The following is a 25,287-nucleotide window of genomic DNA, read 5'->3' as shown; positions in this document are numbered from 1 at the left end:
ATGACTTTGACTTGGTATGGAAAAATGATACAACTCATTTAAACTTACGCTTAGTTTAAGCTTGGTCTAGGGTCATCAAACTTGCATTCCCACCAGCCGCAGCAGTATTAATACTGATGGCTCGCTCAATGAGTAATGCTGCAAGTGGAATCTTATCGTTGGCATCATGATGTGTGACGCCAACAATAGCACCTTGACGTTGTGCAATTGTGGTTTGTAAGACTTTCAAATTTTGTGTAGAACCTTGATGGAGTACTGCATCAAATTCATCATTGGATAAGTCATTGATCATAAAAAATTGTTGCTGTAAGTTCTTTGGCATGGATTGAATCATTTTTAATGCTAAAGCATTTGTCGCTAAAATGCCCACTTGACTATTTAAAGTCATTACAGCATTGAATTGATTCAATAACGCATTTTCTTGTTCGGCAATTACGGCAATGCGATGGCGCGCAACAATATGATATTGATTTGATTCTCCTGTTGGTCCAGGCAGTGCGTATAAAGCCAGAGGTGAAGTATATGCGTGCAGTTTAATCTGCGGATACTGTTGCTTTGCCCATAGCTGGAATTGCTGTTGCACTTCGGAAGGTGTCAAATTTAACTGCTCAGAAATATTTTTAACTGTACCAAAGGCAACAGCAGCTAACTCTGCTTGTTGCATGAGTTTATATAAGTAAATAGGACCACCAGCTTTAGGACCTGTCCCTGAAAGTCCTTCACCACCAAACGGTTGAACCCCAACAACAGCACCCACAATGTTTCGATTGATATATAAATTACCCACTTCAGCATGTTCAATGGTGGTTTGAATCGTTTCATCAATACGGGTATGTAGACCCATAGTCAAACCATAGCCTTTGGCATTAATTTGAGCCAAAAGTTGTTTTAACTCTCCGTATTTGTAGGTAATCACATGCAATACTGGACCAAAGACTTCACGTTTTAAATCATCAAGATTTGGTAGCTCAATCAGAGTCGGAACAATAAAAGTCCCTAAATTTAAGTCTGAACTTGGTGTGTCATAAGCCAATTGATGTATTTTATGACCTTTGTTACGCATCATTTCAATATGGTTGGCAATATTTTGCTGTGCTTCAAGGTCAATTACAGGTCCAATATCAGTCTTGAGTAAAATCGGTTGACCGATATTTAATTGTTGCATGGCGCCTTTCAACATTTTGATTAAAGTTGCTGCATTGTCTTCTTGTACACACAATACTCGCAGTGCCGAACAACGTTGACCCGCACTATCAAAAGCTGAGTTAACTGCATCAATCACGACTTGTTCAGTCAATGCTGACGAATCCACGATCATGGCATTTTGACCACCTGTTTCAGCAATCAGTGGAATGGGTTGACCTATTGGACTCAAACGTTGTGCAACTGTTTTTTGCAAAATTTTAGCCACTTCGGTGGAACCCGTGAACATAATACCTTGAATACGTTCATCTTGACTGAGTTTTGCACCGACTGTTTCTCCGCGTCCAGGAAGTAGCTGCACGACAGATCGTGGAATACCTGCTTCCCAAAGGATTTGAATCGCTTGTGCTGCGATCAAAGGGGTTTGTTCTGCAGGTTTGGCAATCACCGTATTGCCTGCAACTAAGGCTGCCGAGATTTGTCCAGTAAAAATAGCAAGAGGGAAGTTCCATGGGCTGATACATAAAATTGTCCCAAGCGGCGTAAGATGTTGATCTATACTTTGCATCTGTGCGGCATAGTAACGTAGGAAATCAACAGCTTCACGTACTTCTGCAATGGCATTACTGTAGGTTTTGCCACTTTCGCGGCAGAGTAATACCATCAGCTCTTGCAGACGTGTTTCCATTAGGTCAGCCGCTTTCAGTAGTAGGCTGGCACGAAAATCCTTAGAGGTATTTTTCCATGCTTCAAATGCACGATGTGCATTGTCCAATGCTAAATCTACCTGTGCAGATTCAGCTTCAATGACATGACCGACAATATCGGTATGATCTGATGGGTTGAGAATTTTTTGTGAATTTGCTGCATCAAAATCCGATACATTAGAATGATCAATTAAACTATAACTGTTCCATTGATACTTTAAAAAATGTTGAACGGTTTGATTTAGAGCTTTTAATTGGCTGTCATCGGCAAGATCAAAACCTTGTGAGTTTTGACGAATTCCCTGATATAACTGATGCGGTAGTGGAATTGCAGGATGTTTTAAACCAATTTGATGCTCTTTTTGCGCAGTTTCAATAATTTCCTGAGCTGGATTTTCAATCAAATCTTCAATGGGAATATTTTTGTCCGCAATACGATTGACAAAAGAAGTATTGGCGCCATTTTCCAAAAGACGACGTACAAGATAAGCCAACAAGGTTTCATGATTGCCGACAGGTGCATAAATACGGCAAGGAATACCTAACTTCTTCGCCGAAATATCTCCCACCACTTGTTCGTATAAAGGTTCGCCCATGCCATGTAAGCATTGGAATTCATATTGACCCAGATAATATTTTTGTGGATCTGCCAGTTGATAAATCGTGGCAAGCGTTTGCGCATTGTGCGTCGCAAATTGAGGGTAAATTTGCTCTGGTGCTGCAAGTAATTTTTTTGCACAAGCAATATAAGATAAATCGGTATGAACTTTACGGGTAAAGACTGGATAGTCAGAAAAACCGTCAATTTGTGCTTTTTTGATCTCACTGTCCCAATAAGCACCTTTAACCAAACGGATCATTAAGCGTTTATGACTACGTTGAGCAAGGTCTATTATATAATCAACCACATAGAAACAGCGTTTCTGATAGGCTTGTATTACAAAGCCGATACCTTTCCAATCAGCAAGTTGTGGCTCAAAACATAAACGTTCGAGCAATTCCAAAGAAAGTTCTAAACGATCTGCTTCTTCTGCATCAATATTTAGACCAATATCATAATTTTTTGCCAAAAGCGCTAAATTTAAAATACGTGGATAAAGTTCGTGATGAACACGTTCTGTTTGCGAGCGTTGATAACGTGGATGTAGTGCAGAAAGTTTGATGGAAATACCAGGACCTGCATAGACATCCTTGCCTTCCGACGCTTTACCAATCGCATGAATTGCTTGAGTATAATCATCAAAATAGCGATCCGCGTCATGTTCAGTGAGTGCAGCTTCACCCAACATATCGTAAGAATAACGAAAGCCTTTATCTTCAAGTACTTTGGCATTATCCAATGCTTCTTCAATGGTTTCTCCGGTTACAAACTGTTCACCCATCATACGCATGGCAACATCAACAGCCTTACGGATAATACCTTTACCTGTACGTGCCAGAAGAGAGGTAAGTACGCCTGAAAGGCTAGACTGTTTTGGTGTTTCCATTAATTTGCCTGTCAGCATTAATCCCCAAGCTGCGGCATTGACAAACATCAGATTACTTTGCCCTAAGTGATCTTTCCAGTTGCCTTGATTAATTTTATCGCGAATTAATAAATCTCGTGTGGCACTATCAGGAATACGCAGCAATGCCTCAGCCAGACACATCAAGGCGATTCCTTCTTGAGACGATAAAGAAAACTCTTGAAGTAAGCCTTGTACAATACCAGCTTTACCTGATGAGCTTTTACGATCTCTTAGACTATGCGCCAAATTAAATGCGGTGTCATAGATCTTTTGACTCATTTCTTCAGACAGTTGACTGTGTTCAATTAAATTTTCAACACACTCTGGTTCAGCACGTCGCCATGCTGAATTGATTGCATCTTCAAAGTCTGTTTTTTCTTTGAATTCAGTGATGTAATCTAAACTTGGTGCGAGTTTAGGGTCTAAAATTTGGGGTGAATTCATATTCATTGTCAACGTCCTGTGACTCGCAAATATTTTTGTTGAGCTGTGTGGTTTATATAATTTATGATTGCAGAATATTTGGTGAATAACTCACTATAATTTTAAGAATATTTAGAGAATTATTCTATGGAAAGTGCATATTTAACACTGGATCGTATAGATATTCGGATTTTAGAAATTTTGCAAAAAGATGGAAAAATTTCCAATATTAAACTCGCTGAAGAAGTTAATTTGTCTCCTACAGCAGCCTTAGCGCGTGTACAGAAACTCACAGCGGAAGGGTATATTCTTGGTTATGAGGCTAAGCTTAATCCCAAGATGCTGGGAGCAAATTTTGTGGTATTTGTTGAGATATTATTAGACAAAACGACCCCGAATGTCTTGGATGCCTTTTCAGAGGCTGTGGTTCAATATCCTGAAATTATGGCTTGTCATATGATTAGTGGAGGCTTTGATTTTTTGGTGAAAATTCGCTGTGCCAACATGGAAGCTTTTCGGCATATTTCGGGACAAGTATTGTGGCAGTTGCCTGGTGTCAAGGAAACACGAAGCTACCCAGTCATGGAAGTAATTAAAGATAGTTCACAATTACATCTTAATTTTAAATCCAAAGTAAAAGCGAAAAAATAATAAAGGGGCATTAGCCCCTTTATCGTTTCATTATCTACGCTTATAAATTTTTCATTTCACGGTCATATATTTGTTCAGCATCATCAAAACGATCAGTGACTTCTTTTTCAGGCGCTTTACCCAATAAACTTACCACAATGATACTGATCAGAGAGAAGATAAAACCAGGAATGATTTCATAAAGCCCAGTCGCTGTCATGGTGTTTTTCCAAACAATTACAGTCACAGCACCGACAATGATTCCGACCAAAGCACCATTTAAAGTCATGCGTTTCCAGAACACTGAAAGTAAAATCAATGGTCCAAATGCCGCGCCAAAACCTGCCCACGCATAAGCAACTAAACCAAGTACTTTACTTTCTGGGTTAAAGGCTAAAATAATGGCAAGCACAGAAATCGCAAGCACCATCAAACGACCGACCCAAACCAATTCAGTTTGTGACGCTTTTTTACGAATAAAAGACTTATATAAATCTTCGGTTAATGTACTTGAACAGACCAAAAGTTGGCAGCTTAGGGTACTCATCACAGCAGCAAGAATTGCCGCCAAAACAACACCTGCAATCCACGGGTTGAATAATATTTTGGTGAGTTCCATAAATACCGTTTCAGGATTTTTTGCCACAATTGCTGCTGAAGGTATATCTGGATGTGCTTGAAAATAAGCAATACCGACATAACCTACTGCCACGGCACCAGCTAAACAAAGAATCATCCATGCCATACCGATACGGCGTGCATTTGGTATTGATTTGACTGAATCTGCAGCCATGAAGCGGACCAGAATATGCGGTTGACCAAAATAGCCTAAGCCCCAAGCCATTGATGAAATAATGGCAATAAAACTTACCCCTTGGAACATATTTGCAGCATGTGGACGAGCAGTTTCAATTAATTGCGTCACATGTTGTAAATCACCTACAGCCAAGAAAGTCATGATTGGCGCTAGCAACAATGCGAAAATCATTAGACCAGCTTGAAAAGTATCTGTCCAAGAGATAGCCAGGAATCCACCGATGCAGACATAACTGATGGTTGCAATCGCGCTGACCCAAAGTGCGGTGGTATAGTTCATTGCAAAAATACTTTCGAATAAACGTGCACCTGCGACCATACCTGAAGCGCAATAAATACCAAAGAAAATCAAAATGACCAATGCAGAAATAATGCGTAGGACTTTTTTCTTATCGCCGAAACGACTGGTGAAATAATCTGGCAATGTCAGGGCATTGTTCTGTACTTCAGTGTGTACACGTAAACGACCTGCGACCAAATACCAGTTTAACCATGCACCGATGATTAAGCCAATCGCAATCCATGACTCAGATAAACCCGTGAGATAGATTGCACCTGGCAGCCCCATGAGCAACCAACCACTCATATCAGATGCGCCTGCCGAAAGCGCGGTGACAAAACTACCTAAACTTCGACCACCCAAGATATAGTCTGAGAAATCAGTGGTCTTTCTATAGGCATATAAGCCGATACAGACCATTGCAATAATATAGAAAATAAAGGTCACAACTGTGGGGTTGATTGAGTCCATATCTAATTCATTCCTTGTGGAGCAAATCTCCAAGTTTTATTTTTTTCACATGAGTTTCACGAGCGGATTCTTTCACATAAATAAAAAATATCGCTGTAATTTTTATAAGGTGATTATGCAAGCTTTTTGTATCCAATTGTACATTTGGATACAAAAGCGAAAATCAGCATTTATAAAGCAAATTTAAATAAAACGCTGTGCATTTTCACATTGAAGAAGTATCAGTGAATGTGGTTACATAAAGTTACATGAGCAACAATACCTGTATCATATCGAAAAATTGCGGATAGAAATGACATATTTTGCTAATACAAAATTTTTATAGAGAGAATATGATAGGAAATGCACGGCTATAGTGCATAAATAACGAGAATATCCCATGGAAACAGTCCAATTTGCTGCAGAAATTACAAGAATAGAAAAAGATTTATTGGGAAGCAAAGAAGTACCTATAAATAGTTACTACGGCATCCATACCGTTAGAGCTTTAGAAAATTTTAATATTTCTAAACATACTGTCGGTGAACAAAGCTTTTTTATCCGCGCATTAGCCCAAGTTAAAAAAGCTTCGGCACAAACCAACTTTCAATTTAATAAAATATCGGAAGAGATGAGTTTAGCCATTCAACAAGCTTGTGATAAGTTGATTGAAAATCCTCAAGACTGGAAAGATTCATTTCCATCGGATGTTTACCAAGGCGGTGCGGGTACATCGATCAACATGAATACCAATGAAGTGATTGCAAATATTGCTTTAGAGTCACTTGGTTATGCAAAAGGTCGATATGATATTATTCATCCCAATGATCATGTCAACAAATCACAATCCACCAACGATGTTTATCCGACAGCGTTACGTCTAGCGACATATTATTCATTCGATCTGTTATTTGAAAAAATGAACAATTTGATCAGTTCGCTCATTTTAAAAGCATCAGAATTTCAATTTGTACTGAAAATGGGACGAACTCAATTACAAGATGCCGTGCCGATGACATTGGGTCAAGAATTTCATGCCTTTGCCACCCTATTAAAAGAAGATGTACGTTTAATTAAAAAAACACGAGAACTTTTATTGGAAATTAATTTAGGTGCGACTGCAATTGGGACAGGTGTAAATACACCGCATGGTTATGCAGCACAAGTAAATCATAATTTAACCGCTTTAACAGGTCTAAAGTTGATTGGCGCTGAAGATTATGTCGAAGCGACGAGTGATTGTGGTGTTTTTATCATTCTTTCCAGTGCATTGAAGCGTTTGGCTGTCAAACTTTCTAAAATTTGTAATGATCTACGCTTGCTGAGTTCCGGACCACGTACAGGATTATGGGAAATACGCTTACCCGAATTGCAAGCAGGTTCATCAATCATGCCTGCAAAAGTTAATCCTGTTATTCCTGAAGTGGTCAATCAAATTGCTTTTAAAGTAATTGGCAATGATTTGGCGATTACTTTTGCTGCTGAAGCAGGGCAATTACAGTTGAATGTAATGGAGCCTGTGATTGCGCTCTCGATGAATGAATCCATTGAGTTATTGATTCATGGGATTCAAACCTTGGATGAGAAATGTATTCAGGGCATTATTGCCAATGAAAAAACCTGCTATGACGCTGTAATGCGCAGTGTGGGCATCATTACTCTACTTGATCCTATTTTAGGGCATGCAAAATGTGATGAAATCGGGAAACAGTGCATTGCTGAAAATAAAACCATTCAAGAGGTCGCATTAGAACAAGGCTTATTAACACAACAACAGTTAGATGAAATTTTCTCATTTGAAAATATGATTTCTGAAATTGCAGTGCAGTCTTATGATGAAATAGTGCATACAGGTTAAACAAGCATCAAATAAATAAAATAGATCAGTTCTTAATACAGCATTTCGATGCTGTATTTTTATGCATGGTAAAAATCGGAAAATGTCTTTATAATCTCAAAAACTTAAAAATCATTAACTAAAGTCAATAATTTATGAATAATAAACATTTAATCCTCGCGCTTAGTCTTGTTCTAATTTCTGGATGTGCAAAAAAAGCAGAAGAAGCTGCTGAAAGTGCATCTGCACAAGATTCACAAGTGGTTGCGCAAGATGCTGTACAAGCCGCGGATGCTTCTGAAAAAAGTAATGAACAAGCTGCTGAAAATACTGTTGATACCACACCTGTAACTGAACAAAAGCCTGAAACCATTTTAAGCACCGATGTCAGTCAAGCAGAAAAAGCGCGTCGTATGGTGCGAGAAGCACAAGTTAATTTTACGGCTAAGGATGTGGTAAAAACTGCTTTAGAAATCGATAAGCTTACTTTTCAAGCGGGTGGTTTTATTGAGCAGAAAAATATCAGCTTTGATGTGTTAGATAAACAAACGCAAAAAATTGGTGATGGTAAAATTCGGGTTTTTGAAAAAGTTGATCCGCATGCAGAAATTATTGTACGTGTGCCTAGTGACAAAGCTGCTGTGTATGTAAATCAATTGTTGCCTTTAATGTACTTTTTGAACCAGCAACAGTATTCCGCAAAACGTTTTGAGTTAAAGCTATTGGAAGAAAAAATGGCACAAACTCAGACTGTACCAAGTGATACTAAACAGTCTCAACTGAATGAAATCTCTCGTTTAACACAACTTGAAGTGCAAGACCGTGTTCGTTTCAGCACCATTAGTATCACCATTAAACAACCAGCAATGGTTCGTGAAAGTTTAGATGTCGATGTAGATGCAGTAGCACGTTTAAATGGTGATGGTTTTTGGAAACGCGCTTGGGAAGGTGTTCAATACGGTTGGCAATTTATTTTGGACTTGTTGGTTATTTTAGTGACCATTTGGCCACTTTATTTACTGATCATGGTTGGATGTATTATTTATCGAGTGACGAAGCCTTTATTGAATAAGTTATTCAATGATTCATTAGCAACTAAGCCAATTAAGGATGAGAAGAAAGAGCAAGCTCACCCAAATGATGAAAATAAATGATTCATCAAAGTGTATGATGAAGTCTTTAAAACCAGTGTAATTACACTGGTTTTTTAATGCTTTGTGAATTTTTCAAAAAGTTGCTGCATACCATCCGTTGCGTTCATTTTTAGACATTCAAATTGTACTGGTACACGCGAATGGCTGGCTTGAGGGTCAATATAATATGCTTCACAATATTGTGGAATTTCATAAATCAAACCTGCGACAGGATAAACAGCCAAGGCTGAACCAATTACAATAAAGATATCTGTATCTTGAACAGTCTGGATTGCCTGTTCATAAGCAGGCACAGCTTCACCAAACCAAACGACGTGTGGGCGGAGTGGATAACCTTCAGGGCATTGATCTTTTTCTAAATCCAACTTCCAACCTTGAATGGGATAAAATTCATTGCTGTATTCCGCATGTGGTTTTGAGCTTTTGGCGAGTCGAATGTTGCCATGCAGATGGATCACCTGTTGACTTCCTGCACGTTCATGAAGGTCATCTATATTTTGAGTAATGACATGTACCTCAAAGTATTGTTCAAGCTCAGCAATGATCCTGTGGGCGAGATTGGGCTTAGCTTCAAGTATGTTTTTACGACGTTCATTATAGAAACGCTGAACCAATTTAGGATTACGTTGCCATGCTTCAGGGGTAGCGACTTCTTGGATATTGTAGTTTTCCCATAATCCACCACGATCACGAAAAGTATCAATACCACTTTCCGCACTCATTCCTGCGCCTGAGAAAATCACAATTTTTTTCATCATATAAGCATTTGAAAATTTTTAAAATAATAACATAAATACATTTAAATTTTAGGGAATTCTATTTCCTAAGGAGTATTTTGTTATAAACTATTCACATTAAATATTTCGATATTTGGAATATTTTTATAAAAATCAGACTGTAATGTAGTAGAAATACGTTAAATGGAATAGCATGGAAACACGAGATATTGTCAATGCACCTGAAGTTAAAAAAACAATAGTAGAACGTAGCCAACGCCGTAAAGATGACCCAGAAATTACCCAATGGTTTGAAAAAAAATTCTTTGAATATGTGATTAAACATTTTAATCCTGTCTTTCATGTCAATTCAGTTGCTGCTTGGAAAATCTGCCAGTTACCTCAGCCGATTCCTGCATGGTTTTTGAAAAAACTCGAACAACAACCAGATAGCTACATGCTGTATATTGATCCTTTGCATGAACAGATTTTGTCGCTAGAAAAACCACTATTAGAATTTTTTAATTCCAGACTCAAAACAAATCTAAAAGGCAAATTCATGAAAATGACTTATGACCAAGTGTTAGACGCTTGGCATAAAGATCATGAAGCAATGAAAAAGCGTTTGGAAAAAGGGCAATGGGACAGTTCTGAACACGCGATTAGCGAGGTTTTAGCGGTAGATACGGGACGTTTTATTGAAATTACCGCCACAGGAATGTTGTTGCGTAAAGAGATGGCTTTTGAGTCACGTTATATGCAACATTGCCTAGGGCAGTTCGCTAACCTGACTGAGCTTAAAGATGGCTATGGTGAGCATTATGTGACACAGAAAGAATATGGTCTATTTCGTTATTTTAGCCTAAGAGATGCTTCTAATAAGCCACATGTCACCATTAGTTTAGAATGGGATGGTGAAGCGTGGTGCATTGAGCAAATTAAGGGGAAACAAAACCAAGTTCCTGTTAAAAAATATGTGGATGATGTTTTATTATTTTTAAATCATATTCAACCAAAAAATAATCACAATTCAGATTGTTCGAATCTTGGAATTATATATCGTCCTGAACTTTTAGACTCACAGCAAATTGATGATTCAGTTGAGCAACAGAAAAATAGCTTACTGCACATTGAACAACTGCCATATTTTTACTTTTATGAATTAAGCGATCCATTGGTTGTTGAAGGAATTGTGATGCAAAATCCAGATTTAATGGATCTATGTACACAACAAAGCTCAGTTTTACAATGGATGATGTTGGCAACAAATAAAGAGGAATACATTCAAAACCCGCAAAATATTTTAATACAACAAGTCATGCAATTTAATCAAACAGATTTTGATCAAAGAAAACTAAATATTCCACTAAAATTTGAAAAGAAAAAAACACTTCCACTTATCTTACATTTGATCTTATTGCCTTTTTATCTCATTTTTTTAGTGTTAGGCATGCTCAGTCAAATTCCTTGGATTGGCTGGATATTTAAAATTTTAATGTTTGTTTTTGCAATTCCTGCAATGCCATTTTTAAAAAGTAAAGCAGATCAAAGAAAAAAATGGGCTTTGGCAACAGGTGATTTAATTTATGTACGCAATAAAATTTCTTGTGATGATGTGGATACATTAATGCTTGATGATTTTAAAAATCATGAAGCAAAATTTAGAACACATTTAGACCAACTTTTGAAACTAGAACAGAATAGTCAAATTGAACGTTTGCAAAAAATTGAATTCTTTTTAAAAGAGTATTTTTATGTTGGCGACTTATATGGTTGGTATGATTTGAATCAAGAGGTTCGACCTTATTATCGTGATGTTTTGGTCTATGCCCACATCCAAAAAATTATCATGATGCGCTTATTGCATCAATTTGAATATGTCGGTGAAGATGAAGCTTGGCAATACATTTTGGCTTCGGCTCAAATTATCCAAGAGTGTTGTACAAGCTGGCAGGAAATGGGGCAATATTATGCACAAGGTCGTGAAATTGACTTGATTGTGCGCCACTCGGACTATAACAATTATGATAAATCTGCACGCCATGAAATCCAGCAATACCTTGAAAAACGTTCATGCAATTGGAAATCTTTGGACTGGAATTTAACACTTTTACCAGAACTTGCAGACTTAAAAATCCATCCCATTATGTTTGATTCCGCTCGAACATCCCCAGATTACAGTATGAGAGCTTCATCATGATTAAAGCTGAGTATGTCCATGAAACTTTAAGAAAAGAGGGGCAATATCCACTGGGTCTACTCGAAAATAGACAATATGAAGCCTTAGAGCAATTTTTTACCCAACTATGGAATAGCCGTACTGAGAAAAGTGCTTTTCAATGGGAAAGTGATTGGTTTGCTTACCCTTATCAAATGTTTTCTGAGATGTTTTTAAATCAAGGACCTCAGGCACTTCAGCACCTTGAAGAGTGGTCAAAAACATACCCTGAGAGTTTTTTTCCTTATGTGATCAAGGTACGTTATTGGGCATTTTGGGCTTCAGAATATCGCGGGGGAACTTGGGCAAATCAAGTTTCAGAAGATATGTGGGATTGTGCTCGTGAAGCACAAAAGCAGATTTATACAACTGCAATGCAGGCAATCGCTTTTTCTCCAAATGCTTGGACTGTTGTGATTCACTTACTCAATGCAGCAGCAAAGCTGGATGAACCAAAATGGTTTGATAAGTGGCTATTTAAACAAAAGCAACCACAAAATTTAAAACATGTCATTAAGCCCAAATTACAGAAAATTGCCAAGTTAAGTGGATTATCAACAGATTTAGCTTTGACATTGCCTCAACAAATTCCAGACATGCTTAAACCGTATCTGGATTTAAAATCTGAATTGGATTTACCGCAAAATGAAGCGGCATTTTGGTTGAAAGTTTTTCTTGATCAGTCTCAGTATGGTCTTGTTGCTGCAATTGACTATTGCTGGTATTTATTGCCACGTTGGGGCTATAACTATCAGGCAATCATCGAGTTTATACAATCTGATTGGTGTGACCATTTTACTGAAATTGAAAAAAATGAACTTCACTTTGTGATGTGGTACGACTCGGTAGAGGACAGCTATTCCGATGATCAAACGGGCGAGATTAAAAAACATATTCAAATCGCTTTAGACTTATTAAAACGTCCTTTGAGTGAAAAAAATCGCGCTAAGATTTATTTGCGTTTGGCGTATTTTTATACTTTGTTGAATGAGTCTGATGCAAAAATTCTAGATTGTTATTTGCATACGATTGGGCATGATGTATTTGATGAATATGATTTGCAACGTGCTATTTATTATTGGTTTAAATATGCAAAAGATCATGATTTTTTAGGTCATATTGCTATTTCCAATCGTAAAACCCTAGCCAGCGCAGCGGTTCTTTATGGATTACTTACTCAGCATGGTTGGTCTGGTGTAGAAAAAAATCCATTGGTGGCTCAGTCTTGGTTTGAGTTCGCTAAAAGTTTAGAAAAACCTAAAGCTTTTCCTGAAGGTGAATACTGTTGCTTCTATCGTGTTTATAAAAGTTTTGATGAACTTGAAAGCTATCCTGATGTGATTGATATGTTACACGCCGCATCAGAACTTGGTTATGTCAACCCAAGTTTTACCAGTGGTTATATTCATTCAAGAGAAGATTCGAGTTTATATGATGTAGATATAGCAAAGAAGTATTCCAACAAAGCTGCTGAACAAGGGCATTATATTGCCATGTATAATATGGGGGTAAATTACCTTAATCGGGGCATTAAAGATGATGAAAGCAACCCATTTCCATTATTAAAACAAAGTTTGGATTATTTTGAACAAGCACGAATAGGACTTGAAAAATCACGCACAGATGGTACTTATGAGTATCAAGAACTTGAAGATGACATCATAGACCTATATGCTGATCGCTTATATCACTACAGTTATTACCCTGAGCTGGGTGATGTTATTATTCCGCAATTGGTTTCGCATGGTTGGAATCGGCATATCAAGGCAATGAGTGCATTAGCAAGGCTTTACGCGGATCAAGCCAATCGTCCGCACTACTTTGATTATACGATGGCAGTCAAATGGTGTGAGGCAGCACGTTTACAAGAACCTGAAAACGATGATGTGCTTGATGCAATTGCTGTGGTTGAAACAGATTCGATGAAAAAGATTTTGAAATATCAGTTTACAGTTGACAAAATCCCCGTTGAAGATATGCCGGGTCGACAGGACGTATTGTTTTAAATGGCGTTTCATGGTCAAGGTGTTGATCAGAAATTTATATAGTCAATCTTTTGAAAAATAGACATTAAATATAATTTCTAGATCAATAAAATCAATGCGATAAATCTATCGTTTGATCATATAAAGCTTGTAGCCGCCCTTTGAATCCAAAGTTTAAATTGTTTTTGTAGGCGATGCTTTACTTTGCTAAGTAAATTTTTTGTTGAATCGCATTCTTGCGCTGTAATCAAAGCAGCGCTTTGTCTTTGCTCATATACCCCAGCTCAATATGGCGACATCCATATCGATACTTTGTTTTTTTAAACAAAGTTAGATTCAAGATTCGCTGGTGTTATTGCAAAGTGTAGAGGGGGATTATTTTAATAATTTAATATGTTTGATGAAATAAAATGATTCATCGTCACTTGGACCTGCAACACGTCCTGCATTTTTCTCTAATTTGATGTCTGCTTGAACTTTTTTTTCAAAGTATTGCTTTTTAAGTGTTTGTCCATCTATTTCTTCATCTGGATCAAACCATTTGCCACATTTCTGATCGCAGTAGGCATGAATCGTCTTACCTTGTACATTTTTCAACATTAATGAAAGGTCATCTACACCACCACCATCCACCAAAATATAGTTTTGTGTTTTGGCATAGGCACTCAGACTAATCGCGAAAGATATAAATATAAGTGAGAGTTTTTTCATTATTTCCTCAAGATATTCTATAGTCTTATGATTTAATGCTATATTTTACATGAAAATTTTAAGGTCTGTATAAACAGACCTTAAATCATTGCAAGAGATTAGTGATCGTGATGTAAATATTTGGGTTGTTTCGGTAGTTGCATACTACAGAATAAACAAATTATCAGCATAACAATCACATAAACGAAGAACGTGTTTTCATGTCCTAAATCTTTTAATTTAAGCGCGACAGCGGGGGCTGAACCGCCAAAAATTGCATTTCCGACGGCATAAGCAAAACCAACGCCTAATGCACGAATATGCGGTGGGAACATCTCAGCTTTTACCAGTCCACTAATAGAGGTATAAAAGCTCAGTAACATCATTAAGAACACCAACAATGCGGTCACAATAAATGCTGAACCACTAAAATATGGCATAGCGATTACCATGACTGGATAAATAAAGATTGCACAACTGATACTAAACAGCATCATGGACGATCGACGACCAATTCGGTCTGCCAGCATTCCAAACAATGGTTGAGCGCACATAAAGATAAACAATGCAATGGTCATCATATAACCCACTGTTTTATCAGCAAACCCTAAACTGGTGATATAGGTTTTTGAATATACCGTGATGATATAAAAACACAAAGAGCCTGCCGAGGTATAACCAACCACCAGTAAAAAGGTGCTCCAATTCTTGGTCAGTAACTCTTTTAGACTTCCTGAACCTTCTTTACGTCCATCATCTTCAGAAAGTGTTTCTTTCAAATGACGACGAGCAAAGAACGAAAGAATCGCAACTACCCCGCCAATGATAAATGGAATACGCCATCCACCATCCATAAGCTGTTCTTTTGACATCAGTGCCAACATGATCACGCCAAGTAGACTCGCCAAGAGCTGTCCGCCAGACAGGGTTACATACTGGAATGATGAGTAAAAACCACGTTGACCTTTTAAAGCCACCTCACTCATATAAGTGGCTACTGTCCCATATTCACCACCTACTGAAAGCCCTTGCAAAAGTCTGACCGCTAACAATAAAAATGGGGCAGCCATACCGACTTGTTCATAGGTTGGAAGTGCTGCAAATAAAAATGAGCTGACCGCCATTAAACTAATGGAAATGATCATCGACTTTTTACGCCCAAAAGTATCGCCAATCCATCCAAATAACCAACTGCCGATTGGGCGCATAAAAAAGCTGGCAGCAAAAACACCCCACACATAAATTGCTTTGGTGGAGTCATTCATATCGGGTGCAGTTAATGCATGGGTAAAATAGGTGGCAAAAGCGGCATAAATATAAAAGTCAAACCATTCCACTAAGTTACCAGATGCAGCGCCGACAATAGCCATGACACGATTACGTTTTTCGTGAGGCGCGTAGGTATGTGTTTCAGTCATAAAACATCCTTATTTTTGTGCTGCAATAATTTATGTTTAAAAATGAGAAAATTAGACTTTTTAAATTCCAAATTCTTTTGATGATTTTAGATTTAAATCATGAATGAAAAGCGACATTGGAACAAAAAATACACAGCTTACTACATGTCAATCTATAAAATTATGCATGAATGCTATTGTTTTTATTTGCGTAATATGAGAATTTATAGATTAATAGCATGTTATAAAAATAAATATATAACATTAATAATCAGACATGTTTAGTGTACTTACGAGTTTTATAATTTTTAAATTTCCTTGGTTAAAAACATATTTAAACTGATCGAATAAAATGAGAATTTTAACGGGAATGGTGAATTGAGTTTTTATTTGTCATGTTTATATAAAAATAACTATAAATTATATAATAACTCACAGAATTGATAGGCAATCATGCAATAAATTTAATTTCATAATATATACTGTAATTTATAAAATACTGTGAAAATTATCAATAAATCAATTAATTAGGTTTCATGTGAAAAATACTTTGTGGTAGACAAATCATGATATTTTATTATATGGTGATGGTGAATTTAGAAAAAATACACAATAGATCATGTTTAATAATATTAATTTTGTTTTGGAAAAAATGGGACTTTCTGCTCAAAAACGGGCTTTACATATTCAATTTAGCAATCCCAATTTGGCTGCCCATGTATTCTTGCAACGTATCGATGGGACACATACCATCAATGATGGCTTGAATTTACAACTTATTTGTTTATCTACACGAAACAACATCGCCTTAAAAAGCTTTATTGGGTGTCGTGTAGCCGTTGATATGGTCAATGACCGATCTGAGTTGCATCGCATTTCAGGAATTGTGACAAAAGCTGAGCTGGGTTCCTCGGATGGTGCGTTGACAATTTATCGCCTTTCTGTAGAAGACCCAACTGCGCTTTGGAAGTATCGAAGAAACTCGCGAGTATTTATGAATATGTCTGCTTTACAGGCAGTAGAAGTCATATTTAATGAATGGCGAGAAAGATCTCCACTGTTTGCTTCAAGTTTGACTTTGGATAAAAGTGGTCTAACCAAAGACTATGATATTCGACCCTTCATTATGCAGAATAATGAACGAGATATAGATCTTATTCAAAGGCTTCTAGCATCGGAAGGCGTGACGACTTTAATTGATGAGACACAGCTTAAAGTGTCTTATTTTAATGAACAAATCCAACCTCAAAAGCTACGTTTAATTGATGACAATACTCAATATAAAAGTTTAGAACGTCGCATTATCCGTTTTCATCGAAGTTCGGCTGTCGAACAGCAAGACACCATCACAGCATTGACAGGTTTACGTTCACTTCAACCGACGTCTGTACATATTCAACGATGGCAAGCTGATATGTTAGATATAGAAGAAGGCGCAGGCAATATTTTAAGTAAGTATCAGCAGAGTGAAAACTATGACAATGCCAGTTTAGGTTTAGAACAAGTATGGCAGTTTAGCCCTGCATGGACCCAAGATTTGAATGGAGAAGATGGAGTAACGCCATCGGGTAACAATCAGGTTGAGCGCTTTAACCAAAACCTCAGCGATTACTACGCGTTACAAACTAAACAATTTATCGCTATATCGACAGTAAGAGATGCGCAGGTTGGCTATTACTTTGAGCTTAACCAACATCCAAACCTAGATCTAAAGGATGTTGCCGATCGGCAATTTCTGATTATATCCAAAACCTTTTATCACCAAAATAATTTACCGAAAGACTTAACTCACCAAGTCGAAGCACTCATCCAACAAAGCCAATGGCAACTCACCCATATCACCACAAACAACAGCGAACAACGCCAAGCCAATCAGTTGCTGCTACAACGACGCAATATAGCCGTTGTCCCTGAATACAATCCGCTGAAACATCGACCTACTACATATCCAATGCGAGCGAGAGTAGTCGGACCGAGTGGGGAGGAAATCTATGTTAATGAACGAGGTCAGATTAAGGTAAATTTCTTGTTTACCCGTCACGAAGACCACCAACATGATGGTGGCGCAGGCGCGAACGATAATGATACTGACTCAGCTTGGGTGGATGTATTAACGCCATGGGCAGGAGAAGGCTATGGGGTACGATTCTTACCGAGGGTCGGAGAGATCGTCATGATCTCGTTCAGTGATGGTGACATTGATAGACCCTTTGTAGTGGGACGAATTCATGAAGGGTATCGCTATCCGACCAAGTTTGATGACCAAGGAAAGCTCCCTGATACTAAAAAACTTTCAGGGATCAAAACTAAGGAATATAAATCTGATGGGTTTAATCAACTGCGCTTTGACGATACTACCAACCAGATCAGTACTCAGTTACACAGCAGTCATGCGACAAGCCAACTGAATCTTGGGAATTTAAGCCATCCAAAAGAAACCGAGACCAGTGAAGGGCGAGGAGAAGGTTTTGAATTAAGAACGGACCAATGGGGCGCAGTACGCGCAGGGAAAGGCTTATTGCTAAGCACTTATACTCAAGACCAAGCCAAAGGCGATCATCTTGATGCAACGCCTGCCAAGAAACAACTTGAAGACAGTCAAAACAAAAGTAAAGTACTCAGTGATATCGCCAAGAAGCAAAAGACCGATGAAATAGAATCAGTTGAGCAACTTAAAATATTTGCTCAACAGCTCCAACAAGAAATTGCCAAATTTAATCAAGCGGTGCTTTTACTCAGTTCCCAAGATGGGATTGCTTTAAGCACACCTGAAAATATCCATTTATCTGCGGATGCCCAAATCAATCAAATTGCTGGTGACAGCATTAACTTTAGTACGCAAAAGAACTGGATTGTGCATGCCAAAAATAAAATAAGTTTATTTTCAGTGATGAATGGCATCAACATTATCGCAGCACAGGGAAAATTTAATATTCATGCGCAGGCAAATGCTCTAGATATATTTGCCAAACTTGGGATCACAATATCTTCGACAGAAAACCGTGTTGAAATCAATAGCTCGAAAGAAGTTCAGATTACAGGCAAATCCTCAAGGATTACCTTGAACGGTGCTGGTATTTTATGTGAAACAGATCGAATGTTTGAGGTAAAGTCTGGGCAACAAAAGTTTGAGGGAGGGGTGCATGTACTTAGTACTAAAATAAGTTTGCCTATGCCAAAAACATTATATAGCAATAGAATTGATTATAGTTGGAATGATGATATTGGCAATAAAAAGGAAATTTTTGTTTTAGATCAAAATAAAAATTTAATAAAATTTGAAACTGATAAATTAAATGAAAAAAAAGCCATTAGTTCTTTACGTTTTTATACATTGCATGAAGCTGAATTTATTGCATTAGGTTTTGATTCTTCAAATGTTTCTTTCATGCAAAAACGTTTAGATGGAAAAAATAAAGATGAATTATTAGAAGAAGCTTTATTTGAATCTAGTGATAATGATGTCTATACTGAAGAGGATTTTTAATAATGTCTGAACTAACAACTATTGTTGCAAAATTTTTCGATAGCTCTGGAAAATATATAATAAATTTAGATGTCAAATCAAGATATTTAGGTTCATCTAAAGACAACACTAGAAAAACAGATAACAAAGGTTTTTTTGTATTTCAGGCATCCCGTAATAGAACAATTGAAATTCTTGCTAAACCACCAAATCAGCAAAGGTATATAATTTTTAAAACTATAAATTCATCCATAGAAAGCTCAGAAAACAATCCAGTTGTCGTTTTATTACCTAAGACTATTGATGATTATAAAAAAGTAAATAATTCTTTAAGTAAAGGAATAGTGAGTACTTTGTTTAAAGTAGTAGATAGTAATGGAAGAATTATGGTTAATTTTCCAATTCAATCCAGACCAAAAGGAAAAAATAACTCTCCTGACAAATATACAAATAATCAGGGTATTGTAGAAGTTTTGTCATCATCGAATAGAGATATTGAAATTTTAGTGCTTAACTCTAGAGATCAATTTGAACTTAAATTTTCTGGAAATTCTGGAAATGGAACAAAGCAACCAATACTAATTAGGCTAAACGAAAAGTATAGTAGTTTTAAAGGGACAACATTAATAAAGGTACTGGATAAATCAGGTCAACACTATGCAGTTGATGATGTAGATGTAGAGATGATTTTTGATAATAATCAAAAAAAGAATCTAAAAATTAAAAAAGGACAATTGAAATTAAGTAATTGGGTTGGTCAAAAAATTAAATTAACTATTTTTAAACCAGATGGAAATCCTTTAGATTCAGTAGATTTTATGGTTAGAAGAGTAAAAGAAGAGTTTATTGATTTACAGTTAAATGTAGATGTTCTAAATGGAAGAACTGCATTAAATGAACCAAATATTTCTAGACGTATAGAGGACAGTATTTCTGGAGAAATTATTTCATTGAGTTTTTTTAAAGAAGTATATGGAGCAAAAAAGTTATTTTGGCGTAATGAAATGAATGGCAGACCCACAAAGGACACAACCCCAGAACAATTTTTACCCGTTTTAAATAAAGTATTACTAAAATATAATATGACAGAAAAGCTAATTCTTTGTCATTTTCTTGCTCAAATCTACCACGAATGTGATCACTTCAATACATTGATTGAATACGCAAGTGGGAAAGACTATGACATTTCGAATTTTCCTCAATCAGTATGCGAAGTTCAAAAAAGCCGAGCATGTAGACGTCGTAAACAAATCATATCAGAAGGAAATACGACACCAGGTGATGGACCTAAATATAAAGGTAGGGGATTAATTCAACTTACATGGAAAAGTGCTTATATTAAGTACAAAAATTATTCTGGGCTTGATGTGGTTACTAATTCAGATTTATTGTGCAATGACCTTTCTCATGCTGTAGAAAGTGCAGTATGGGCTTTTAATGAGTTTAAAAACGCAGATACTTTAGTCCGTAATGGCTATACTGATTTAGATGCTACATATACTGATTCACATCATTTAGTTGTAGTGGATAAAGTAAGTAGAAGAATTAATGGTGGTATTAATGGTCTGGCAGAAAGGAAAAAATTGTTTTTTAAAATATTAAGAGAGGTTGAGAAGAGAAATGGGTTTAAGTAAAATAATTATTTTTATAATATTTTTATCTTATTCAATGTTAGTGTCTGCTAATGATGAGTTGTTTATTGGAAATCATAAAATTTATTTTAAACATGGGGGTGAGAATATTTTTCTATTTACAGATAATAATTATTGTTTTAATAAAGATGCTTTTTCTATTGAAAAATTAACAAATGATGATAGAAAATATTTATTTGTAAATTATACAAATGATTGTAACCCTAGTGGATTATATCAAATATTTGATATATCAAGAAATAAGGCAGAAAAATTTTATTTAAGCCCTTTAAATGACCCTATTGTAGATTATAAAAAGAAGCAAATTATAGAAAATTATAAAGTTGGAGCTATAACATATACACGTATATATGCATTGAGAAATGGGAAATATTCTTTATTGCAAGAGTTGGAAACACTCGGCAATGGTTTGAATTTGAGTAAAATTTATGCAGATAATGTGCCTGTTTATTCTTTACAAGATGATTCAAAAAAAATAATTAAGAATGCACAGATAAATAAAAAGAAAGTCTTTTTACTTAATCAGTCTTTTATTTTAACAAAAAAATATTTAGTTGAGGGTGATGAATTTGATATTGATAATGTTGTTAAAATTAATGGGCTATATTATTTAAGTATAATTTTTAAAGGAAAGTATAAGTTAACAAAAGGTTATATTAGATTGTCTGAAATTTTATAAAAATTTTTTATTCAAGAATAGTTGAATTATTGTTTTAAAATTCGAATGCATATATTTGTTTTTAATCTAATTCTTTAAGAGTAATATGTTTTGGAGGAGAGTAATTGGTGAGATTTTTATTAACAATCATTTTTATATTTAGCGTTTGCACTGTACAGGCTAAAAATGATATTAAATATACTGGTTACGAGATTGGTAATAGGTATAGATTATTACAAAGCTTTATTGTTGATTATGAGGTTGAAAATGGAGGTCCTATATTAGATGGTAAGGTAAGTATATATAAAGCTAATAAGAATGAATGTGTTCTTGTTTCAAAAATTGATGGTGATTCTGGAGTATATGGTACAGAAACCATCTTATATTTTTATAACTCAAAAGTTTTATATGGATACTATGTAAATTACAACTATATATTTTTAAATGGTGAGGGTTCTATTAAATTAAATAAGGTAAATTATGAAAACCCTGAAAGTGAAAATTCACTGATTGAGTTGAAAAAAGAATTTAGTAGGTACATAAGTAATATTAGTAAAAATACTTTAAGAAAGTGTTCTAATTAATTAAAATTTTTTCTGTTTACCTACTCCCATTTGGAAGATGGTAAATTGCATTTTGGTTCCAAGTCTGATACTAAAAAAATATAGAAATTTTAACTATGGTAGCTCAAATAGCATCGAATTATGATTTGTAATGGGGAGAGGCATGGGAAAAAAGGGCGATCCTTATTTTTAATTATATCAGAATGGTAAGGCTTGGCGTATTTTAAAGCTACAGCTTTTGTAGTTAGGAATAAGTAATTATAAAAAATTAACTTTTAAAAAAGGATACTAAATGAATAATTTTACTAGGTTAATAATTTTATTAACTCTTTTATTGACAACAAGCGTAGAGGCTAATAGGAAATATCCTAATGGGGAAGAAATAAAAAATAATTATAAAGTATTAGGCTCAATAAATATTTCTGCTAAATATGAGAATGGAATGATTTTAATAAAATATGCAGATATTTATAAGATTAATGGAAAGCAATGCGTTATTGTTTCTAGGCTTAATAATGAGTCGAATTTTGGAGGGTATGAAGATATTATTTATTTTAAAAATAGAGTAATGTTGAAGAGTTTAAAGCGAAGTTTTTATTCAATATTTTTAGATGAAGATGCTAAAATTAAATCAGATCAAATAAAATACGGAGATTATTTAAATGGAAAAGAGGTGCAAATAGGTTTAAAAGAGGATTTTATAGAATATAGGAAAAAATTTAATAAAAAGACTTTAGCAGCGTGTTAATTTTTTAATGTTATGATTTTTTTTAAATATTGCGATAAAATAAAAAAAGCAATGAATAACTCAATACATAGAGTCCACAACAATACTTTATTTAAAAAATAATATAAAAACCCCATTTAATCAATGAGGTTTTATAACAAGGTTAAATGAGTTTTTACTTTACTGACTCGGTGTAGAATCCTGAACTGGCATTGGAGTCTGAACTTTTGACTGCTTTGGCGTTAACATTAAATGACTGATCATTCCAATACAAATACCCCAAAAAACCGAACTAAACCCTAAAAAGTGCATTCCAGAAACCGTAGCGAGAAATGTAATTAAGGCGGCATCTCGCTGAGAATCATCTTTCATAGCAACACTCATATTGGTTGCAATTGCCCCTAACAATGCCAAGCCCGCAAGTGCTGCAATCAGTTCTTTTGGTAAAATACTAAAGAGCATGACTATGCTACCTGCAAATAAACCGCCCAGAATATAAAAAATACCATTGGCAATACCTGCAATATAACGTTTTTCTTGAAGCTCATGAGCATCTTTACCTGTACACAGTGCAGCTGTAATTGCAGCAAGTACAATGGTGATTCCACCTGTGAATGCAACTACAATCGAGGTGATGCTTGCGACAGTTAAAATAGGTTTTGCAGGAGTTTGATAACCACTCAGTTTTAAAATAGCCATACCGGGTAAAAACTGCCCAGTTAAGCTGACAATGGTGAGTGGAATCGCAAGGTTTAGTGTAGAAGACCATGTCCATTCAGGGTAAATCATATGTGGAATCGCAAGAGAAAAATCCATTGCAACAGGTTGGATTTGTCCTAGACAGAAGCTCAGTACAACACCTGCAATCAGTACCCAGATAATGGCATAACGGGGAGAATACCGTTTTGCCAATAAAAAACAAATCAGCATACCAAAGACAAGATAAGGCATGTGATCCGTGGCTTTAAAAAGTCCCAGACCAAACTGAAAAAGAATGCCAGCCATCATACCGGCAGCCAGTCCTTGAGGAATCCAATTTAAAAGTTTATCAAAAGACCCAGTAATACCAATTAAAAAAATAATAACCGCTGAAGTGATATAAGCTGCAACGACTTCATTTAATGAAATATGCGGGAACAATGCCACAAGCAATGCTGTTCCAGGCGCAGACCATGCTGTAATAATTGGGGTTTTAAACTTAATGGATAAAATAATACCCGCAATCGCCGCGCCAATCGAACTTCCCCAAATCCATGATGCCATCATGGAAGAAGAAACGTTGGCTTGTTGGGCGGCTTGAAAAAAGATAATCATGGGTCCCGCATAAGAAATCAGTACAGCTAAGAACCCCGCGACTGTTGCGGAAATTGACCAATCTTGTTTAAGTGTTTTTAACAGGGTTGCCATTGGGCAAAGCCTCCATGCGATGAATTCAATGTTCCTGTTGCATAAAATGGGCGATCAGTTTATCCCTGATCACCACCACCGACAGGAACAATCGTACCTGTCATATATGAAGATTCATCTGATGCCAAAAATAAAATGGCATTAACCTGTTCTTGGATCGTGCCATATCGTCCCATAAACGTCCGATCTATGGTTTGCTCAACGACATCCTGCATCCATTTTTGTTCATTTTCAGTCAATGCTGCGCTATTGCGTGGTACTTTACGAGGTGGCGCTTCTGTTCCTCCAGTCGCCACAGCATTGACGCGTATTCCATCTTTAGCATGTTCAAAAGCGAGTCCAGTTGTTAAACCATTGACACCACCTTTGGATGCAGAATAGGGTACACGATTGATACCACAAGTGGCGATCGAAGAAACATTGACGATCGTGCCATGTTGTTTTTTGATCATCTCAGGTAAAACTGCACGACAACACCATAAAGTCGGAAACAATGAACGATTCACTTCTTTGATAATTTCCGCTTCAGAAAATTCCTGAAAAGGTTTCATCCAGATTGCACCACCGACATTATTGACCAAAATGTCGACTCGTCCGTAGCATGTAATCGCTTTGCTAATGACGGATTCAGCACCTGCAAAAGTTTCTAAATCTGCATGAATGGTGACACCTTTACCTCCAAACTGTATGATTTCTGCCAGTACTTCTTCGACATAAGCCGAACGATCTACCATAACCACTTGCGCACCTTCGGCAGCCATTTGTAATGCTACACCACGTCCAATACCTTGAGCGGCACCGGTAACAATTACCACTTTATTTTCAAATCTTTGTCTATTTGACATTTGCTCAGCTCCAAA

Annotated in this window: 17 protein-coding genes; 10 read left to right on the top strand and 7 right to left on the bottom strand. The window is 36.2% G+C overall.

Annotation, left to right across the window (positions count from 1 at the left end):
* Nucleotides 1-55: 55 nt before the first annotated feature.
* On the bottom strand, nt 56-3,808 hold the full coding sequence (putA, locus tag AC1Z3T_RS03640; protein ID WP_483396466.1) for a trifunctional transcriptional regulator/proline dehydrogenase/L-glutamate gamma-semialdehyde dehydrogenase: 3,753 nt from the start codon (nt 3,806-3,808) through the stop codon (nt 56-58).
* A 120-nt stretch (nt 3,809-3,928) separates the two neighbouring features.
* Between putA and AC1Z3T_RS03635 the strand changes: the two genes are divergently transcribed.
* Nucleotides 3,929-4,432, top strand: a complete 504-nt coding sequence (locus tag AC1Z3T_RS03635; protein ID WP_004830526.1) for an Lrp/AsnC ligand binding domain-containing protein — start codon at nt 3,929-3,931, stop codon at nt 4,430-4,432.
* A 40-nt stretch (nt 4,433-4,472) separates the two neighbouring features.
* On the opposite strand, the gene putP is transcribed toward AC1Z3T_RS03635, so the two are convergent.
* Nucleotides 4,473-5,978 (bottom strand): sodium/proline symporter PutP, encoded by a 1,506-nt coding sequence (gene putP / locus AC1Z3T_RS03630; protein WP_004830527.1) that lies wholly within the window; start codon nt 5,976-5,978, stop codon nt 4,473-4,475.
* A gap of 379 nt (nt 5,979-6,357) precedes the next feature.
* Between putP and aspA the strand changes: the two genes are divergently transcribed.
* Nucleotides 6,358-7,815 carry an aspartate ammonia-lyase gene (gene aspA / locus AC1Z3T_RS03625; RefSeq protein ID WP_100885339.1) on the top strand — a complete coding sequence of 486 codons (1,458 nt, stop codon included), beginning with the start codon at nt 6,358-6,360 and terminating at the stop codon, nt 7,813-7,815.
* 134 nt (nt 7,816-7,949) lie between these two features.
* Nucleotides 7,950-8,948: a DUF4349 domain-containing protein gene (locus AC1Z3T_RS03620; protein WP_046760773.1), complete on the top strand. Its 999-nt coding sequence runs from the start codon at nt 7,950-7,952 to the stop codon at nt 8,946-8,948.
* A gap of 53 nt (nt 8,949-9,001) precedes the next feature.
* Here the strand turns inward: AC1Z3T_RS03620 and AC1Z3T_RS03615 are convergent, their stop codons facing one another.
* Nucleotides 9,002-9,703: an SIR2 family NAD-dependent protein deacylase gene (locus tag AC1Z3T_RS03615; protein WP_100885338.1), complete on the bottom strand. Its 702-nt coding sequence runs from the start codon at nt 9,701-9,703 to the stop codon at nt 9,002-9,004.
* Between the two features lie 175 nt (nt 9,704-9,878).
* On the opposite strand from AC1Z3T_RS03615, the gene AC1Z3T_RS03610 reads away from it, so the two are divergent.
* Nucleotides 9,879-11,864: a DUF1266 domain-containing protein gene (locus AC1Z3T_RS03610; protein WP_100885337.1), complete on the top strand. Its 1,986-nt coding sequence runs from the start codon at nt 9,879-9,881 to the stop codon at nt 11,862-11,864.
* Nucleotides 11,861-13,888: a DUF4034 domain-containing protein gene (locus AC1Z3T_RS03605; RefSeq protein WP_100885336.1), complete on the top strand. Its 2,028-nt coding sequence runs from the start codon at nt 11,861-11,863 to the stop codon at nt 13,886-13,888. Before AC1Z3T_RS03610 ends, AC1Z3T_RS03605 begins: the two co-directional genes overlap by 4 nt.
* A gap of 354 nt (nt 13,889-14,242) precedes the next feature.
* Here the strand turns inward: AC1Z3T_RS03605 and AC1Z3T_RS03600 are convergent, their stop codons facing one another.
* On the bottom strand, nt 14,243-14,578 hold the full coding sequence (locus AC1Z3T_RS03600; RefSeq protein ID WP_005031871.1) for a hypothetical protein: 336 nt from the start codon (nt 14,576-14,578) through the stop codon (nt 14,243-14,245).
* A 98-nt stretch (nt 14,579-14,676) separates the two neighbouring features.
* Nucleotides 14,677-15,975, bottom strand: a complete 1,299-nt coding sequence (locus tag AC1Z3T_RS03595; RefSeq protein WP_004830535.1) for an MFS transporter — start codon at nt 15,973-15,975, stop codon at nt 14,677-14,679.
* 598 nt (nt 15,976-16,573) lie between these two features.
* Here AC1Z3T_RS03595 and AC1Z3T_RS03590 point away from each other — a divergent pair.
* The 5 genes from AC1Z3T_RS03590 (at nt 16,574) to AC1Z3T_RS03570 (ending at nt 23,041) form a co-directional block, all read left to right on the top strand.
* Nucleotides 16,574-19,441 carry a type VI secretion system Vgr family protein gene (locus AC1Z3T_RS03590; RefSeq protein WP_483396465.1) on the top strand — a complete coding sequence of 956 codons (2,868 nt, stop codon included), beginning with the start codon at nt 16,574-16,576 and terminating at the stop codon, nt 19,439-19,441.
* 2 nt (nt 19,442-19,443) lie between these two features.
* A complete protein-coding gene (locus AC1Z3T_RS03585; RefSeq protein WP_042088661.1) occupies nt 19,444-21,054 on the top strand; it encodes a glycoside hydrolase family 19 protein in 1,611 nt (536 codons plus the stop codon).
* Entirely contained in the window at nt 21,041-21,751 is a 711-nt protein-coding gene (locus AC1Z3T_RS03580; RefSeq protein ID WP_100885334.1) for a hypothetical protein, read from the top strand. The genes AC1Z3T_RS03585 and AC1Z3T_RS03580 overlap by 14 nt, the downstream gene beginning before the upstream one ends.
* 107 nt (nt 21,752-21,858) lie before the next feature.
* Nucleotides 21,859-22,314 carry a hypothetical protein gene (locus AC1Z3T_RS03575; protein WP_100885333.1) on the top strand — a complete coding sequence of 152 codons (456 nt, stop codon included), beginning with the start codon at nt 21,859-21,861 and terminating at the stop codon, nt 22,312-22,314.
* A gap of 271 nt (nt 22,315-22,585) precedes the next feature.
* On the top strand, nt 22,586-23,041 hold the full coding sequence (locus tag AC1Z3T_RS03570; protein WP_100885332.1) for a hypothetical protein: 456 nt from the start codon (nt 22,586-22,588) through the stop codon (nt 23,039-23,041).
* Between the two features lie 159 nt (nt 23,042-23,200).
* Here the strand turns inward: AC1Z3T_RS03570 and benE are convergent, their stop codons facing one another.
* Both benE and AC1Z3T_RS03560 read right to left on the bottom strand, forming a co-directional pair.
* Complete coding sequence (gene benE, locus AC1Z3T_RS03565) at nt 23,201-24,427, bottom strand: benzoate/H(+) symporter BenE (protein ID WP_100885331.1); 1,227 nt, start codon at nt 24,425-24,427, stop codon at nt 23,201-23,203.
* A 59-nt stretch (nt 24,428-24,486) separates the two neighbouring features.
* Nucleotides 24,487-25,272 carry a 1,6-dihydroxycyclohexa-2,4-diene-1-carboxylate dehydrogenase gene (locus AC1Z3T_RS03560; protein WP_100885330.1) on the bottom strand — a complete coding sequence of 262 codons (786 nt, stop codon included), beginning with the start codon at nt 25,270-25,272 and terminating at the stop codon, nt 24,487-24,489.
* Nucleotides 25,273-25,287: the final 15 nt, after the last annotated feature.

The sequence above is a fragment of the Acinetobacter sp. B-6 genome, assembly GCF_056930735.1.
This window is presented reverse-complemented; position numbering and strand designations above follow the sequence as displayed.

What these genes read in the sequence shown, in the direction of transcription:
- AC1Z3T_RS03620 (WP_046760773.1), top strand. Translation starts at nt 7,950, where the DNA reads ATGAATAATAAACATTTAATCCTCGCGCTTAGTCTTGTTCTAATTTCT.
- AC1Z3T_RS03560 (WP_100885330.1), bottom strand. Translation starts at nt 25,272, where the DNA reads ATGTCAAATAGACAAAGATTTGAAAATAAAGTGGTAATTGTTACCGGT.
- AC1Z3T_RS03590 (WP_483396465.1), top strand. Translation starts at nt 16,574, where the DNA reads ATGTTTAATAATATTAATTTTGTTTTGGAAAAAATGGGACTTTCTGCT.
- AC1Z3T_RS03615 (WP_100885338.1), bottom strand. Translation starts at nt 9,703, where the DNA reads ATGAAAAAAATTGTGATTTTCTCAGGCGCAGGAATGAGTGCGGAAAGT.
- AC1Z3T_RS03595 (WP_004830535.1), bottom strand. Translation starts at nt 15,975, where the DNA reads ATGACTGAAACACATACCTACGCGCCTCACGAAAAACGTAATCGTGTC.
- AC1Z3T_RS03600 (WP_005031871.1), bottom strand. Translation starts at nt 14,578, where the DNA reads ATGAAAAAACTCTCACTTATATTTATATCTTTCGCGATTAGTCTGAGT.
- AC1Z3T_RS03585 (WP_042088661.1), top strand. Translation starts at nt 19,444, where the DNA reads ATGTCTGAACTAACAACTATTGTTGCAAAATTTTTCGATAGCTCTGGA.
- putA (WP_483396466.1), bottom strand. Translation starts at nt 3,808, where the DNA reads ATGAATATGAATTCACCCCAAATTTTAGACCCTAAACTCGCACCAAGT.
- AC1Z3T_RS03570 (WP_100885332.1), top strand. Translation starts at nt 22,586, where the DNA reads ATGAATAATTTTACTAGGTTAATAATTTTATTAACTCTTTTATTGACA.
- AC1Z3T_RS03610 (WP_100885337.1), top strand. Translation starts at nt 9,879, where the DNA reads ATGGAAACACGAGATATTGTCAATGCACCTGAAGTTAAAAAAACAATA.
- AC1Z3T_RS03635 (WP_004830526.1), top strand. Translation starts at nt 3,929, where the DNA reads ATGGAAAGTGCATATTTAACACTGGATCGTATAGATATTCGGATTTTA.
- AC1Z3T_RS03580 (WP_100885334.1), top strand. Translation starts at nt 21,041, where the DNA reads ATGGGTTTAAGTAAAATAATTATTTTTATAATATTTTTATCTTATTCA.
- aspA (WP_100885339.1), top strand. Translation starts at nt 6,358, where the DNA reads ATGGAAACAGTCCAATTTGCTGCAGAAATTACAAGAATAGAAAAAGAT.
- AC1Z3T_RS03605 (WP_100885336.1), top strand. Translation starts at nt 11,861, where the DNA reads ATGATTAAAGCTGAGTATGTCCATGAAACTTTAAGAAAAGAGGGGCAA.
- putP (WP_004830527.1), bottom strand. Translation starts at nt 5,978, where the DNA reads ATGGACTCAATCAACCCCACAGTTGTGACCTTTATTTTCTATATTATT.
- benE (WP_100885331.1), bottom strand. Translation starts at nt 24,427, where the DNA reads ATGGCAACCCTGTTAAAAACACTTAAACAAGATTGGTCAATTTCCGCA.